At 67.0% G+C, this 15,131-nt stretch carries 15 protein-coding genes and 1 pseudogene; 10 read left to right on the top strand and 6 right to left on the bottom strand.

The genetic code is table 11. The features are described from left to right. Nucleotides 1–7 precede the first annotated feature (7 nt). Together tam and V7S63_RS12710 are read right to left on the bottom strand one after the other, a co-directional pair. Nucleotides 8–790: a trans-aconitate 2-methyltransferase gene (gene tam / locus V7S63_RS12715; protein WP_336530479.1), complete on the bottom strand. Its 783-nt coding sequence runs from the start codon at nt 788–790 to the stop codon at nt 8–10. 43 nt (nt 791–833) lie between these two features. Continuing rightward, nucleotides 834–1,537 (bottom strand): annotated as a pseudogene (locus V7S63_RS12710) (SDR family oxidoreductase). A gap of 131 nt (nt 1,538–1,668) precedes the next feature. Here V7S63_RS12710 and V7S63_RS12705 point away from each other — a divergent pair. The 4 genes from V7S63_RS12705 to V7S63_RS12690 are packed head-to-tail and all read left to right on the top strand — an operon-like array spanning nt 1,669 to nt 4,052. Next, nucleotides 1,669–2,538 carry a LysR substrate-binding domain-containing protein gene (locus V7S63_RS12705; RefSeq protein ID WP_336530478.1) on the top strand — a complete coding sequence of 290 codons (870 nt, stop codon included), beginning with the start codon at nt 1,669–1,671 and terminating at the stop codon, nt 2,536–2,538. Between the two features lie 47 nt (nt 2,539–2,585). Next, entirely contained in the window at nt 2,586–3,224 is a 639-nt protein-coding gene (locus V7S63_RS12700) for a TetR/AcrR family transcriptional regulator (RefSeq protein ID WP_336530477.1), read from the top strand. Then, complete coding sequence (locus V7S63_RS12695; protein WP_336530476.1) at nt 3,221–3,757, top strand: GFA family protein; 537 nt, start codon at nt 3,221–3,223, stop codon at nt 3,755–3,757. The genes V7S63_RS12700 and V7S63_RS12695 overlap by 4 nt, the downstream gene beginning before the upstream one ends. After that, nucleotides 3,750–4,052, top strand: coding sequence for a DUF6958 family protein (locus tag V7S63_RS12690; protein WP_100961778.1), 303 nt, complete (start codon nt 3,750–3,752; stop codon nt 4,050–4,052). The genes V7S63_RS12695 and V7S63_RS12690 overlap by 8 nt, the downstream gene beginning before the upstream one ends. 2 nt (nt 4,053–4,054) lie before the next feature. Here the strand turns inward: V7S63_RS12690 and V7S63_RS12685 are convergent, their stop codons facing one another. Beyond that, nucleotides 4,055–5,185, bottom strand: coding sequence for an aminotransferase class I/II-fold pyridoxal phosphate-dependent enzyme (locus V7S63_RS12685; RefSeq protein WP_336530475.1), 1,131 nt, complete (start codon nt 5,183–5,185; stop codon nt 4,055–4,057). Continuing rightward, nucleotides 5,182–6,357 (bottom strand): amidohydrolase, encoded by a 1,176-nt coding sequence (locus V7S63_RS12680; RefSeq protein ID WP_336530474.1) that lies wholly within the window; start codon nt 6,355–6,357, stop codon nt 5,182–5,184. The genes V7S63_RS12685 and V7S63_RS12680 overlap by 4 nt, the downstream gene beginning before the upstream one ends. A gap of 67 nt (nt 6,358–6,424) precedes the next feature. On the opposite strand from V7S63_RS12680, the gene V7S63_RS12675 reads away from it, so the two are divergent. Next, complete coding sequence (locus V7S63_RS12675) at nt 6,425–7,249, top strand: AraC family transcriptional regulator (RefSeq protein WP_336530473.1); 825 nt, start codon at nt 6,425–6,427, stop codon at nt 7,247–7,249. A gap of 12 nt (nt 7,250–7,261) precedes the next feature. Here V7S63_RS12675 and V7S63_RS12670 read toward each other — a convergent pair whose 3' ends face one another. Beyond that, complete coding sequence (locus V7S63_RS12670) at nt 7,262–7,972, bottom strand: outer membrane protein (RefSeq protein ID WP_336530472.1); 711 nt, start codon at nt 7,970–7,972, stop codon at nt 7,262–7,264. 206 nt (nt 7,973–8,178) lie between these two features. On the opposite strand from V7S63_RS12670, the gene V7S63_RS12665 reads away from it, so the two are divergent. The 4 genes from V7S63_RS12665 to V7S63_RS12650 all read left to right on the top strand — a co-directional run bounded on the left by V7S63_RS12665 (nt 8,179) and on the right by V7S63_RS12650 (nt 11,767). Beyond that, on the top strand, nt 8,179–9,204 hold the full coding sequence (locus V7S63_RS12665; protein ID WP_100961783.1) for a YihY/virulence factor BrkB family protein: 1,026 nt from the start codon (nt 8,179–8,181) through the stop codon (nt 9,202–9,204). Nucleotides 9,205–9,317: 113 nt separating this feature from the next. Next, the gene (locus V7S63_RS12660) at nt 9,318–9,689 is read left to right on the top strand and encodes a DUF423 domain-containing protein (RefSeq protein ID WP_336530471.1); all 372 of its coding nucleotides are present in this window, start codon (nt 9,318–9,320) and stop codon (nt 9,687–9,689) included. Between the two features lie 89 nt (nt 9,690–9,778). Beyond that, the gene (gene argB, locus V7S63_RS12655) at nt 9,779–10,675 is read left to right on the top strand and encodes an acetylglutamate kinase (protein ID WP_091837476.1); all 897 of its coding nucleotides are present in this window, start codon (nt 9,779–9,781) and stop codon (nt 10,673–10,675) included. 330 nt (nt 10,676–11,005) lie between these two features. Further along, nucleotides 11,006–11,767 carry a pyrimidine 5'-nucleotidase gene (locus V7S63_RS12650; RefSeq protein ID WP_336530470.1) on the top strand — a complete coding sequence of 254 codons (762 nt, stop codon included), beginning with the start codon at nt 11,006–11,008 and terminating at the stop codon, nt 11,765–11,767. Here V7S63_RS12650 and V7S63_RS12645 read toward each other — a convergent pair. Further along, nucleotides 11,758–13,092, bottom strand: coding sequence for an 8-oxoguanine deaminase (locus tag V7S63_RS12645; RefSeq protein ID WP_336530469.1), 1,335 nt, complete (start codon nt 13,090–13,092; stop codon nt 11,758–11,760). The two genes, V7S63_RS12650 and V7S63_RS12645, sit on opposite strands and share 10 nt — an antisense overlap. Nucleotides 13,093–13,361: 269 nt before the next feature. Here V7S63_RS12645 and V7S63_RS12640 point away from each other — a divergent pair, with 269 nt between their 5' ends. After that, nucleotides 13,362–14,954, top strand: coding sequence for an ABC transporter substrate-binding protein (locus V7S63_RS12640; RefSeq protein ID WP_336530468.1), 1,593 nt, complete (start codon nt 13,362–13,364; stop codon nt 14,952–14,954). Nucleotides 14,955–15,131: the final 177 nt, after the last annotated feature.

The raw sequence follows: 15,131 nt of genomic DNA, 5'->3' as shown, positions 1-15,131 counted from the left end.
GCCGGCGCTAGCGCCGAACCGCGAGGATGAACAGGCGCGGGAAGCGCAGCAGCACCTTGCCGTCCGGCTCGATCGGATAGGCGGCCGCGATCTTCTCGCGATAGAGGGCGAGGAAGGCCTCGCGCTCACCCGCCGGCAGCGGGTCGATATAGGGCTTCAGGCCCGTGCTCTTGAACCACTCGACGATGGCGTCGTGCCCGGCGAGCGCATGGACATAGGTCGTCTGCCAGATATCGACCTCGCAGCCGGCTGCCATCAGCCAGCGCCGGTAATCCGAGAATGAGCCGATCACCGCCTTCGACGCCCGCGCATTGGCAAGGCGCCCGGCCCACGGCCCTTCGGCGGCGGCCTCGTCCATCGAGACATGCGAGGGCTCGCTGAGGTTGTTCGGCATCTGCACGGCGAGCACGCCGCCCGGCGCCAGCGACTGCGCCAGCCGCGCGAACAGGGCGGGATGATCGGGGATCCACTGCAGCGCCGCATTGGCGAAGATCAGGTCGTAGCGCCCATCCGCCGACCAGCTCTCCAGATCGGCCAAGGTGAAGGAGAGCTGCGGCAGGCGCTTGCGCGCCTTTTCCAGCATATCCGGCGAGGAATCGAGCCCTTCCACCGCCGCATTCGGGAAGCGGGCGGCGACCAGCTCGGTGCTGTTGCCGGGCCCGCAGCCGAGATCGATGCAGCGCTGCGGATCTGCGAGGCGAACGCGCTGGATCAGGTCGAGCGGCGGGCGCGTCCGCTCGTCCTCGAAGCGCAGATACTGGTTCGCATCCCAGTCGACCTTGCCCGTCATCGCGCCTGCTCCGTCCATGCAACCGGAGCGACGGCCTACGCCTCTACAGCGAGCGCATCAAGCCGCCATCGACGCGCAGGTTCTGGCCGGTGATGTAGCCGGCGCCGTCCGAGGCGAGGAAAGCGATCGTCGCGGCGATCTCCTCGCTGGTGCCGTAGCGCTGCATCGGCACTCCGGCGCGGCGCTCCTCAGTGGCCGGCAGCGAGTCGATCCAGCCGGGCAGGCATTGTTCATGCGCACGTTCTGCGCCGCATACTGGTCGGCGAAGAGCTTGGTGTAGGCGGCGAGCCCGGCGCGGAACACCGCCGAAGTCGGGAAATTGGCGGCCGGCTCGAAGGCCCAGGCGGTCGAGATATTGATGATCGCGCCCGACTTCTGCGCCGCCATCACTGGCGCCACCAGCCGCGTCGGCCGGATCACGTTCATCAGATAGACGTCGAGGCCGGTATGCCATTGCTCGTCGGTGATCTCGGTGATCGGCGCGCGCGGGCCATGGCCGGCGCTGTTGACCAGCGCGTCGATGCGGCCGAAGCGCGCCATGGTTTCGTCGACCAGCCGCTTCAGGTCGTCGTTCGACTGGTTCGAGCCGGTGACGCCGAAGCCGCCGAGCTCCTTGGCCAGGGCTTCACCCTTGCCCGAGGAGGACAGGATCGCGACCTTGAAGCCGTCCTGCGCCAGCCGCTTCGCCGCGGCCGCGCCCATGCCGCTGCCGCCAGCGGTAACAACCGCGACTTTTTCTCCTGCCATGGGACGCTCCATTTTTCTGCCGAAGGTATAGAGGCGCCGCCAACAGCGCCGCTCATTCTCGCCTTTCTCGCATTAGCCGCATAAACTCGCCAGCGAGTTGGCCAGCGTCATATCGATAGAAAAACTACTGCATGACAGAACCGCAGCAGCGCCTGCCTTCGCTCAACGCGCTACGCGCCTTCGAAGCGGCGGCGCGGCATCTCAATTTCCGCGCTGCCGCCGATGAGCTCGGCGTCACCCAAGGCGCCATCGCCCAGCATGTCCGCGGCCTCGAAAGCGAGCTGCGGCTGAAATTGTTCGAGCGCCAGCCGCGCCTGCTCGCGCTGACCAGTGCCGGGCGCAGCTATGCGACCCATGTCGCCCGCGCCTTCGCCCTGCTGGCCGAGGCGACCGATAATCTACGCCCTCAACCGCTGCGACTGACGATCAGCGCGACGACGAGTATCGCGGCGAAATGGCTTGTGCCGCGCCTGCCCGAGTTCACCGCCGCCCATCCGCAGCTCGAACTCAGCATCCTCGCCAGCGACGCGCTGGCGAACTTCCAGTCCGATGGCGTCGACATCGCGATCCGCCAGGGCCGCCCGCCCTTCGGCCCCGGCCTGACTGCGGACCTCCTGTTCGAGCACGACATCGTCGCAATCTGCCAGCCGGCCCTGCGCCCTGACGAAGAGGAGTTGGCGCGCCTGCCGCTGCTGCGCGACGGGCACGATCTCTGGCCGGAATTCTTCGAGCGTGCGCTCGGGCGTTCCATGCCGCTGGCCATCCGCAGCACGCGCTTCAACCAGACGGCGCTGGCGATCGACGCGGCGATCGCCGGCCAGGGCGTCGCACTCGCCAGCCGCTTCCTGGTCGAGCCCGACCTCGCCGCCGGCCGCCTCGCTTTGGCGACGACGGCGAGCATGCGCGGCGGCCTCGACTTCTACGTGGTCAGCGCCCGCAAGCCGCGGCATGCCGAGCAGACCGCACTGGTCAGGGCGTGGTTGCTTGCCCAGCGCGGCTGATTAAAGGAAACGCTTGCAATATACCGACTGTATGGTATGTATTTCCCATGGCACGCCCCACCAAGCAATCTCCCGAGCGCGGCAATGCCCGCACCCGCCTGCTCGAAGCGGCGCGCGACGTCATACGCGCCAAGGGCTTCGCCGGCACCAGCGTCGATGATCTCTGCCGCGCCGCGGATGTGACCAAGGGCGCCTTCTTCCACCACTTCGAGAGCAAGGAGGCGCTCGGTGTCGCAGCGGCCGAGTTCTGGACGCAGGAAGTCACGCCCTTTTTCGCGGCTGCCCCCTATCACGAGCCGGCCAACGCCCTCGACCGCGTTCTCGCCTATGTCGCCTTCCGCAAGGCGATCATCGCTGGCGACCTCGCAGAGTTCACCTGCCTGGTCGGGACGCTGGCGCAGGAGGTCCATGCCAGCGCCCCCGATATCCGTGACGCCTGCGGCCGCAGCATCTTCGGCCATGCCGCGACGCTGGAGGCTGATATCGAACAGGCCCGCCGCGACCACGGCATCACCACGGCCAGTTGGAGTGCCGAGAGCTTGGCCAGGCACACGCAGGCTGTCTTGCAGGGCGGCTTCGTCCTCGCCAAGGCCGGCAACGATCCGGATCTGGCGCGCGAAAGCCTCGACCATCTGGGTCGCTACATCCGGCATCTCTTCCACGTCGCAGAGGAGTGCGCAGCATGAGCCAATCCATGACGATCGGCTGCGCCTGCAGCCATACCCGGCTCCGGGTCCAGGGAGCGCCGATCCTCGTATCCGAATGCCTGTGCGACAGCTGCCGGGCCGCCGCGGCGCGGCTCGCCAAGCTGCCTGATGGCAGCGACATCCTCACCGCCTATGGCGCGACGCCGTCAGCCGAATACCGCAAGGACCGCGTCGAGATCGTCTCAGGTGCGCAGAGCCTACGCGAGTTCCGATTAACGCCCGAAGCGGGCTCGCGCCGCGTCGTCGCCACCTGCTGCAACACGCCGGTCTTCCTGGAGATGAAGGGCGCGCACTGGCTCAGCCTCTATCTCCATCTCTGGCCGGAGGACACCCGGCCGAACCCGGAATTGCGGACCATGACCGGCGACCTGCCCGACGCCTCCGCTTTGCCCGCCGACATCCCGAACCTGAAGACCCACACGGTCTCGTTCTACCTGAAGCTGCTCGGCGCCTGGGTCGCCATGGGCTTCCGCAACCCGACGATCATGACAGCGGGAACGATCGATGCCTGACGACAAGATCGAGATCGAGAACGTCAACAAGCCCGGCAAGTCCGAGCGGGTCGACCGCGCCAAGTACCTGGCGATGCGCAAGGCGCTGCTCGCGGCATTGCCGGACGAGGCGCCGGGGCTGACCGTCCCCGACGCGAAGGAGGCGCTGCTGCCGCTCCTGCCGGATGAGCTTTTCCCGCAGGGCGCTACGGCCGGCTGGTGGTTGAAGGCCGTCCAGCTCGACCTCGAAGCGAAGGGCGTGATCAAACGCGCCCCGCGCAAGCCGGTGCATCTCTACCGGCTCGCGGCGAGCTGACCTCAAGCCGTCTCGGCGAAGGCCGTCGCCAGCGCGGCAGCGGCTTCGTCGAGTTCGGCCAGCTCATGCGCGGCGCTGACCTGCAGCCGCAGCCGCGCCTCACCCTGTGCCACGATCGGGAAGGACACCGCCGGTGCGAACACTCCAGCCCGGGTCAGGCGCGCTGTCATCGCCCGCGCCCGCTCCTCGCCGCCGACCTTCACGGCCGTGATGGCGCTGTCGCTGTCATGGCAGGCGAGCGCATAGAAGCGCAGCGCCTCGCGCAGATGCGCGACATTGCGCCAGAGCCGCTCGCGTGGACCGGGATCGTCGCGGCAGATCTTCAGCGCCGTCAGCGCCGTCGCGGCATTGGCCGTCGTCATCCCCATGGTGAAGATCCAGCTGCGCGACTTGGCCTTCAGCGTCTCGATCAGTGCGCGCGGCCCGGCAACGAAGCCGCCGCTGGCGCCGCCCAGCGCCTTCGACAGCGAACCGGTCAGCAACATGTCCGCCGCACCATTGGCGAGCCCGCAGAGCGGTGCGGTGCCGGTACCTCCTGGCCCGATCACGCCGGTCGCATGCGCCTCGTCGATCATCAGCAGCGCGTCGAACTCACGCGCCAGCGCCTGGATCTCCGGCAATGGCGCCGCGCCGCCCTCCATGCTGAAGATGCCGTCGGTGACGATCAGCCGACGCTTCGCTCGTCTCGTTCCCTCCAGCGCCCGGCGCAGGCCGGCGACGTTGCGGTTCTCATAGGTCTCGACCTCGGCCCGGCTGAGCCGGCAGCCATCGATGATGCTGGCATGGTTCAGCCGGTCGGAGATGATAACGTCGCCGGCGCCGACCAGGGTCGTCAGCACCCCGCCATTGGCGCTGCCGCCGGAGGAGAACAGCGCCACCGCCTCGACGCCGAGATAGGAGGCAAGGTTCTCCGCCAGCGCCTCGTGCAAAGGCGTCGTCGCGAAGACCGGGTAGATCCCGGTGCCGCTGCCATAGAGCCGCAGCGCCTCGTTGGTCGCCGCCAGCACGCGCTCATCGGTGGAGAGGCCGAGATAGTCGTTGGCGCCGAGCATGATCGTATCGACGCCGTCGAGCAGAATGCGCCCGCCGGATCGACGCTCTATCACCCTGCGGGTGGGGACATGCGCGTTCATGGCGCGGCCTTCGGCAGCGCGCCGGCGACGAGGTTCTGCCAGTAGCGCAGGACATGCGGAACGATCGCATCATTGAACACGTAGCGGTCGCCGTGCAGGCCCTCGCCCGGGCCGACCTCGCCGGCGCCGACCCAGGCATAGCAGCCGCCTGCGGCGCGGATCATGAAGGCGAAATCCTCGCAGCCCAGGCTCGGCTTGAACTCGGTCGAGACGTTGTCAGGCCCGACAGCCGCAGCCGCCGCCCGAGCAGCCAATGCCGCCGCCTCGGCAGTGTTGATCACCGGCGGATAGCCGCGCTTGTAGTCGAGCGCCGCAGTGACGCCATGCGAGGCGGCGACACCAGCAGCGATCTCGCCGATGAGCCGCTCGCACAGATCCGACAGCGCCGGATCGAAGAAACGGCAGGTGCCCTGCAGCCAGACCTCTTTCGGCACGATGTTGCCGACATTGCCGCCATGAACCTGCGTCAGGCTGACGACGATCGGCGTCTGCGGGTCGACGGCGCGCGAGACGATGCGCTGGACGCTCTGGATGAAGGCCCCGGCGGCGAGGATCGGGTCGTCGCCGAGATGCGGCATGGCGACATGGGCGCCGAGCCCGGAGAAGCGCAATTCGAAATTGTCGACCGCAGCCATCTGCGCCCCCGCGCGGGCCGCGATCGTGCCGAAGGGCACGCCCGGCCAGTTGTGCACGGCATAGACCGCCTCGACCGGGAAGCGCTCGAACAGCCCGGCCTCGATCATCTTCATGCTGCCACCCTCGTTCTCCTCCGCCGGCTGGAAGATGAAATGCACGGTGCCGTCGAAATCCGGGGTCTCGCTGAGGAGCTTCGCCGCCCCGAGCAGCATGGCGCTGTGGCCGTCATGGCCGCAGGCATGCATCACGCCCTCGGTCTTCGAGGCATAGGGCAGGCCGGTGCGCTCGATCACCGGCAGCGCGTCGAGCTCGGCGCGCAGGCCGATGGCGCGCTTGCCCGAGCCCGAGCGCAAAGTCCCGACGACGCCGGTGCCGCCGATGCCTTCCTGCACCTCCAGGCCGAAGGAGCGCAGCTTGTCGGCGACGAACCGGGCGGTCTCGATTTCCTGGAAGCCGAGCTCGGGATTGGCGTGGATGTGATGGCGCCAGGCGACGACCTCTGGCGTCAGCCTGGCGATCGGGTCATTGTGCAGCATGGTTCTCTCCTGTCCGTGCGCAGGATTAGGAGAGCGAGCCGGGCAGCGTCTTGAACCAGATTGACCGATGAACGAGCCGCAGCAGGAGAGTCAGGCGTTCTGGCGCCACGCCACCTTCCGCGAGCTCGGCCTGCTCGCGGCGCGTTTCCGTGAGCACCGCTATGATCGCCACACCCATGACGGCTACGTCATCGCATTGATCACCGAGGGCTGCGAGCGCGTGCGCGTCGGCAGGAAGGAGGTTCTGGCACCCGCCGGCTCGGTGCTCGTCGTCAATCCCGAGGAATGGCATGATGGCGAGGCCGGCGCCGAGCAGGGTTGGGCCTATCGCACCTTCTACCCCTCGGTCTCGCTGCTTTCGGAGGTTGCGACCGAACTCGGGCAGGCGCAGGCGCCGCTGTTCCCGGGGGCCCTGCTCGACGATCCCGAGCTCTCCCGGCTGCTCGCCGCAGCCCATGCGGAATCGACCTCTTCGGATGCGACCCGCGCCGAAGCCTCGCTGCTGAGCGCGCTGCGCCGCCTGATCCTGCAGCATGGCGATGCCGACCGGCCGGCCGAGCCGCTCGATCGCTCAGGCGCGCAGCGCCGCTTCTCGCGCTATGAAGAGGTGATCGAGGACAACCTCGCCGAGGATCTCGACCTGCAGGCCCTCGCCGCAGCGGCCGGCGTCACCCGCTTCCAGGTCATCCGCGACTTCAAGAAGCTCACCGGCTCGACACCGGCCACCTTCATCCGCGACCGCCGGCTGCGCCGCGCCAACCGGATGATCCAGCAGGGCGCGAGTCTGGCGGACGCCGCCTTCGCCGCCGGCTTTTCCGACCAGAGCCATCTCTCGCGCAGCTTCCGCGCAGTGCACGGCATCACGCCCGGCATGTTCCGCCGGGCGGGCTGACGCCGCGCTATCTCAAAACTTGTAGGCGAGGCTGGCGCGCACCGCATGGGCCGACGGTTCGTGCTCGACCGTGCGGCCGAGATAGGCGCTCCCCCCGACATGGTCGAAGCGGCCATAGTCGGTGTAGCGATAGTCGAGGCCGAGGATGAGATTGTCGGTCACGGCGTAGTCGACACCGCCGCCGACCGTCCAGCCGGTCCTGGAGGAATTGATCGTCTCGGTCAGGCCCGCCAGCGGGCTGACATAGGCATATTCGAGCTTGGTGAAGGCGACGCCGCCGGTGGCATAGATCATGATCCGGTCGAGGCTGTAGCCGAGGCGGGCGCGCACCGAGCCCTGCCAGTCCTGCCGGACCCGGACTGTGCCGCCGAGATCGCCCTTCCCTTCGGCGGCATTCATGCCCTCGATGTCGCCCTCGACACCGACGACGATCGCGCCGAGCTGGTAGTTGAAGCCGAGACGGGCGCCGCCGATGAATGAGGACGGGCTGTAGTCGAAGGAGCGGCCGAGCGGCACGCGGCCGGCAGTCGCGAATTCGCTCGCCCGGTCGGAGCCCCAGGAGTAGCCGACCTGTCCGCCGACATAGACGCCGCTCCAGTTGTAGAAGGTCGGCAGTTCCGGCGCCGGCGGCAGGACGCCCCTGCCGCGCAGATCGGCTGCCAGCGAGGCTCCGGCACTCAGCAGGGCGATGGCGGCGACGGCGACTTTCAGCAGGGTCTTCATCAAGATCTCGGCTCGAACGACGGCTGCGGCCAGCGAGAACCCGGCCGGCGCCGCGGTGGCAACGGGAGCCCGATTATGAAATTGTTAAGGTTAACGAACCTCTAAGCCGCTTTTCGCCCGCGCCGGCCCGGAACGAAAACTGTTGCCGCGGCGTTGGCAGCGCGGCGGATCGGTTTAACATCGGCCGCCTTCGGACCGGAGCGCCCATGGCCTATTTCAAGCGACTGACAGGCGCAGCCGGGCTCGCAGCCATGGCCGCAGGTTATGTCCACGGGCTGGTTTCGCGGCGGGTCGGCGAACCCTTGCGCCAGGCAAGGCAGGGGCGCGGCGCCAGGAGCCCAATCACCCTGCCCTGGCGCGGCTGGAAGGATGTGCTGTTGCGCTTCGGCGCCCGCGTCCAGGAGGCGCGGGTGCTCTCGCTCGCCGGCGCCGTCGCCTTCTTCACCCTGCTCTCGCTGGTCCCGGCGCTGTCGCTGCTGGTGACGCTCTACGGCATGCTGACCGACCCGGCGACGATCGTCGGCCAGCTCGACGACGTCACCATCGTCTTCCCGCTGGCGGCGCGCGAACTGATCCGCGAGCAGGCGATCCGGCTCTCGAGCCAGGACACCGCCAATCTCTCCGTGACCTTCCTGATCAGCTTCCTCGTCGCTGTCTGGAGCGCCAATGCCGCGATGAAGGCCATCTTCGATGCCCTCAACATCATCTACGGCGTGCGCGAGCGCCGCGGCTTCATCCGCCTGAATCTTGTCTCGCTCGGCACGACGCTGAGCGCCCTCTTCGTGCTCATCCTGGCGCTCGCCCTGATCGCGAGCCTGCCCGTGGTCACTGCGCTCTTCCCCTTCGGCCATGAGCTGGAGGTGCTGATCCGCTGGCTGCGCTGGCCGGCCTTCTTCCTCGTCGGCATCACCGCGATCGGCTGCCTCTACTGGATCGGCCCGAGCCGCAAGCCGCCGCGCTTCGCCTGGGTGCTGCCCGGCGCCATCGCCGCGGCGCTGCTCTGGGTCGCGACCTCCATCGGCTTCTCCTTCTATGTCAGCACGCTCGGCCGCTACACCGCGACCTATGGCTCGCTCGCTACCATCGTCGTGTTCATGACCTGGCTCTGGCTCTCGGCGACGATCGTGCTCTCGGGCGCCGAGCTCAATGCCGAACTCGAGCACCAGGCCCGCTATGGCTCCGCCCCGGCCCCGGTGACGCCGCTCAGCCGCAGCACGCCCGGGGGACGCTGAAGCTCCGCTGGAGCATGATGCCACAGCCGCACCCGCTTGACCTTCACCTCGGCCGCGGCATCTCCTCCTCGGCACGCCAGGGCCCCTGCCCGGCCAGCCGCACGGATAGGCCCATGATCACCGCGACCCGCATCCACCTTACCATCGCCATGCTGATGGGGCTGTCAGGCGTGACCCTGCTTGCCGCCGGCACGCATTCCGGCGCGTCCGACAACGTCCAGATCGCCGGGCAGATGCTGCTCTTCCACGCGCCCGCGGTAGTTGCTGCCTGCGCCGCGCGCCGCGCCGAATTGCTCGCCGATTGGCCGGCACGGCTCGCGATCTCGCTGCTGATCCTCGGCGTCGCGCTGTTTTCGGCCGACCTCGCGATGCGCGGCTTCCATGGCGAACGGCTCTTCCTTGGCGCTGCACCGGCCGGCGGCTTCATGATGCTCGGCGGCTGGCTCGGGCTCGTCATCGCGGCGGTGTTCGCCAAACGAGCCTGACCGGCATCGCCGCGCTTTCGCAGCCTTTCGTCTTCCGCTAGAACGCGGCGCGGCGCGGCTGCCTCCCTGCGCCTTCGCGGAGCCTGCCGATGAACGCCCCTCACAATCTCACGCCCTCGCAAGCCGCCGAGCTGCTCGTCCAGGCGCTGCCGCACATGCAGCGCTACGATCAGGAGGTGATCGTCATCAAGTATGGCGGCAACGCCATGGGCGACGCCGCCACCGCCGAGGATTTCGCCGAGGATGTGGTGCTGCTCGAGCAATCCGGCCTGAAGCCGGTGGTCTGTCATGGCGGCGGCCCGCAGATCGCCCGCATGCTGGAGAAGCTCGGCATCAAGTCCGAGTTCAAGCAGGGTCTGCGCGTCACCGACGCCGCCACCGTCGACGTGGTCGAGATGGTCCTGGCCGGCTCGGTCAACAAGGAGATCGTCGGCTACATCTCGCGCGAGGGCGGCAAGGCGATCGGCCTGTGCGGCAAGGACGGCAACATGGTGACCGCCCGCAAGGCGACGCGCACCATCGTCGATCCCGATTCCAAGATCGAGCAGGTCCTCGACCTCGGCTTCGTCGGCGAGCCCGAGACGGTCGACACCACCGTGCTCAAGGCGATCCTCAAGGAAGAGCTGATCCCGGTGCTGGCGCCGGTCTGCGCCGCTGCCGACGGCCAGACCTACAATGTCAACGCCGACACCTTCGCCGGCGCGATCGCCGGAGCCCTCAACGCCAAGCGCCTGCTGCTGCTCACCGATGTGCCGGGCGTCCTCGATAAGGACAAGAAGCTGATCCCCGAGCTCACCATCGAGCAGTGCCGGCGCCTGATCGCCGACGGCACCATCTCCGGCGGCATGATCCCGAAGATCGAGACCTGCATCTACGCGCTGGAAAAGGGCGTCGAAGCCGTCGTCATCCTCGACGGCAAGGTCCCGCATGCGGCGCTGATCGAGCTCTTCACCGATACAGGTTCCGGCACGATCATCCGGAAGTGAAGGTCTGCGAGTGGTATACAGGGAACCCCTCCCCCTTGTGGGGAGGGGCAGGGGTGGGGGTCGCAAAGCTGGAATGATCGGCTGAGCGCGAGACCGCAATCGCTGCTGCCGGCGCTCTTTCCTGCTTTCCTGCTAGCGATCACCAAGCGGCGCCACCCCCATCCCCCTACCCTTCCCCACAAGGGGGAAGGGAGGAGCCAAGGCGATCGGCCTTGAGCACGGGAGCGTTGGAAAGCCGTCGCAACTCCCTCCTGCGGACGACCTCATCGTCGCAACCGTTTTGCAAGCATCTTGCATGTCATGATGGCGCGTCCCACATGACATGGCCCAATGAACCAGAATGCATCAATCGCCGCCGCCGTTCCGCTCCTGCCGGAGCAGGCAGCGTTCGGCCATGTCGACCACTGGATCTTCGACCTCGACAACACGCTCTATTCGCACGAGGCGCAGGTCTGGCCGCAGGTCAATGAGCGGATCAGCCTGTATCTGCTCCAGCTCTTCGGTCTCGACGGCCTCTCCTCGTACGAGCTGCGCCGCTATTACTACGAGCGCTACGGCACGACCCTGAACGGGCTGATGTCGGAGCATGGTGTCGACCCCGACGACTTCCTCGCCTTCGCCCACGACATCGACCTGACGATGCTCGATCCCAATCCTGATCTCGGCGCGGCGATCGCCGCCCTGCCCGGCCGCAAGCTGATCCTGACCAATGGCTCGCGTGGCCATGCTGAGAACGTCGCCGGCAAGCTTGGGATCCTCCATCACTTCGAGGACATCTTCGACATCGTCGAGGCCGGCTTCCTGCCCAAGCCCGAGCGCGCGACCTACGAGAATTTCCTTGCCAAGCATGCGATCGATCCGGCGCGCGCGGCAATGTTCGAGGACATCGACAAGAACCTGATCGTGCCGAACGATCTCGGCATGAAGACGGTCCTGATCGTACCGCGCACGCCCGATCCCTTCCGCGATGCCGCGGAGCAGGCGGTGGTCGAGGCCGCCCACGTCCATTTCGTCACGAATGACCTGACCGGCTTCCTGAAGCCGCTGATGCGGGCGAGCGAGACCATCCCGCTCGCAACGCCTCAGGCGTAACGCTCCGCCGCGAGCCCATGCGCCCGGCGCAGACTCGTGAGATCGAGCCCCGGGATCGCGCCGTCGATCACCCGCCAGCGCCCACCGATCATGACGCGGTCCGCCCGGTTCGCCCCGCAAAGCACCAGCGCTGCGATCGGGTCATGCGCGCCCGAGAAGCGCAGTTCGTCGAGGCGATAGAAGGCAAGATCGGCCTGCAGGCCGACGGCGATCCGGCCGATATCGGAACGCCCCAGGCATCGCGCCGAGCCCTCCGTCGCCCAGCGGATCGTGTCGCGCGCCGTCACCGCGCTGGCACTCTTGTAGTGCAGGCGATTGACCAGCAGGGCGTGGCGCAACTCCTCCATCAGGTTCGAGCCGTCATTGCTGGCCGAGCCGTCGACGCCGAGGCCGAGCGGCGCACCGGCCGCCTCCAGCTCGCGCGTCTTGCAGAAGCCCGAGGCGAGAACGCCGTTCGAGGTCGGGCAATGGCAGACGCCGACACCGGCCTTGCCGAGCCGCTCGCATTCCTCGCAGGAGAAATGGATGCCATGCGCCAGCCAGGTCTTCGGCCGCAGCCAGCCGGCCTCATCCAGCAGGTCGAGCGGGCGCTTGCCGTAGACTTCCCGGCAGTAGGCGTCCTCGTCCTCTGTTTCGGCCAGATGGGTATGCAGCGGCGCATCGAAGCGCGTTGCGAGTTCCGCCGAGGCCGCCATCAGCGAGGTCGTCACCGAGAAGGGCGAGCAGGGCGCGAGCGCGATCTGCACCATGCTGCCGGGCTTGGGGTCATGGAACAGGCCGAGCACCCGCTCGCAATCGGCGAGAATGGTGTCCTCGTCCTGCACGACCTCGTCCGGCGGCAGGCCGCCATCCTTCTGCGACAGGTTCATCGAGCCGCGCGAGATGGTGACGCGGATGCCGAGAGCCCGCGCCTCCTCGACGGCGATGTCGACCGCGTTCTCCAGCCCGGCCGGATAGAGATAATGGTGGTCGGCGACAGTGGTGCAGCCCGACAGCGTGAGCTCGACCAGCGCGGCGCGCACCGCCAGCCGCAGATCCTCCGGCCGCAGGCGCGCCCAGAGCGGATAGAGCGCCTTCAGCCAGGGGAAGAGCTCGCGGTCGATCGCAGCGGGATGGGCGCGGGTCAGCGTCTGGTAGAAATGGTGGTGGGTGTTGATCAGCCCCGGCAGCACGACATGGCCGGAGGCATCGAAGGTCTCGGTCACCGGCAGCGCCGGATAGCCCCCACTCGCGACGAGCTCGACGATCACCCCGTCCTCCACCACGATCCCGCCTCCCGCATTCTCGGCGAGGATGGCGAGCGGGTTCCTGATCCAGGTGCGCATGACGGGTCCGGCGCTCGGTGATTCTCCAGCAATGGCATAGGCTTGGACAGTCATGAAGGCCAGCCCCCGGTACTGGGTTTTCCGGATGAGGTTGGCCTGCTCCGGCGCAAAAACACACGCCCAGGGTGAACCCGGACGGCTGTTCGCGCCCGCCATCTTTCAATAAGCTGTTGGCAAGGCGGCCGGCGGAATTTTCACCGCGAGGCTTCCGGTCCAACAGGGGAAAACGTTCGCCTCGCGAGGCGAAGCGTGGCTCAAGGAGAGATCCCATGAAGAAATTGTTGCTGGCGACGCTGTCGGCCTCGGCGCTGATGGCGGCGCAGCCGCTGGCCGCCAAGACGCTCGTCTATTGCTCGGAAGGCAGCCCGGAGAATTTCGCGCCGAGCGTCAACACCACCGGCACCTCGTTCGACGCCAACACCCAGATCTACGACACCATCGTCCAGTTCGAGCGCGGCGGGGTCAAGGTCCAGCCGGCCCTGGCGGAGAAGTGGGACGTCTCGCCGGATGGCCTGACCTACACCCTCCACCTGCGCAAGAACGTGAAGTGGCATTCGAACAAGAACTTCAAGCCGACGCGCGACTTCAACGCCGACGACATCATGTTCATGTTCGAGCGGCAGTGGAAGGAGGCGCACCCCTATTACAAGGTGACCAGCTCGAACCACTCCTACTTCAACGACATGGGCATGCCCAAGCTCCTGAAGTCGGTCGAGAAGGTCGATGACTACACCGTCAAGATCACGCTGAATCAGCCTGAGGCGCCGTTCCTCGCCGACCTCGCCATGCAATATGCCGGCGTGCAGTCGAAGGAATACGCCGACGCCATGCTCAAGGCCGGCACGCCCGAGAAGCTCGACCAGGAGCCGGTCGGCACCGGCGCGTTCTATCTGGTGCAGTACCAGAAGGACGCGATCATCCGCTACAAGGCCTTCCCCGAGTACTGGGCCGGCAAGGCCAAGATCGACGACCTGATCTTCGCGATCACGCCTGACGCCTCGGTGCGCTGGGCCAAGCTGCAGAAGGGCGAATGCCATGTCATGCCCTATCCGAACCCGGCCGATCTCGACGCCATCAAGAAGGACGCCAACGTCCGGATCCTTGAGCAGCCGGGCCTGAACATCGGCTATCTCGCCTACAACACCACCAAGAAGCCCTTCGACGACGTCAAGGTCCGCCGCGCCGTCAACAAGGCGATCAACAAGAAGGCGATCATCGACGCGGTCTATCTCACCAGCGGCGTCGCGGCGACCAACCCGATCCCGCCGACCATGTGGTCCTATAACGAGACGATCAAGGACGATCCCTTCGATCCGGAAGCCGCCAAGAAGGAGCTGGCCGATGCCGGCTATCCAAACGGCCTGGAGATCGACCTCTGGGCTATGCCGGTGCAGCGTCCCTACAACCCCAACGCCAAGCGCATCGCCGAGCTGATGCAGGCCGACCTCGCCAAGGTCGGCATCAAGGCCGAGATCAAGACCTTCGAATGGGGCGAGTACCGCAAGCGCCTGCAGGCGGGCGAGCACCAGACCGGCATGTTCGGCTGGACCGGCGACAATGGCGATCCGGACAACTTCCTGCACACCCTGCTCGGCTGCGACGCCTCCAAGAACAATGGCGGCAACGTCGCCAAGTTCTGCTACCAGCCCTTCGACGAGCTGGTGACGAAGGCCAAGACGATCACCGACCAGGCCGAGCGCGAAAAGCTCTACCGGCAGGCGCAGGTGATCTTCAAGGAGCAGGCGCCCTGGTTCACCATCGCCCATGCGGTGCAGCTCAAGCCGGTCCGCAAGGAAGTGATCGACTTCAAGCTCTCGCCGTTCAGCCGCCACGTCTTCTACGGCGTCGACATCGGCAAGTGACGGTCTGCGTCAGATAACCCCGGCGCCGGCGGAGCATTCATTGCTTCGCCGGTGCGTTCATCGTTTCTATTGTTGCGATTTCGATCGCTGAATTTTGTCGAGTGTTTCGCACGAGACAGTTCCCGCGCTACGCGTGATCATGTTGATCCACCGATTTTGTGGCCGCGTTCTTGATCT

Source organism: Allobosea sp. CCNWLY174, assembly GCF_037120455.1.
Taxonomy (GTDB): domain Bacteria; phylum Pseudomonadota; class Alphaproteobacteria; order Rhizobiales; family Beijerinckiaceae; genus Allobosea; species Allobosea lupini.
The sequence above is the reverse complement of the archived record's forward strand: the minus strand, read 5'-3'. Positions and strand labels throughout refer to the sequence as shown.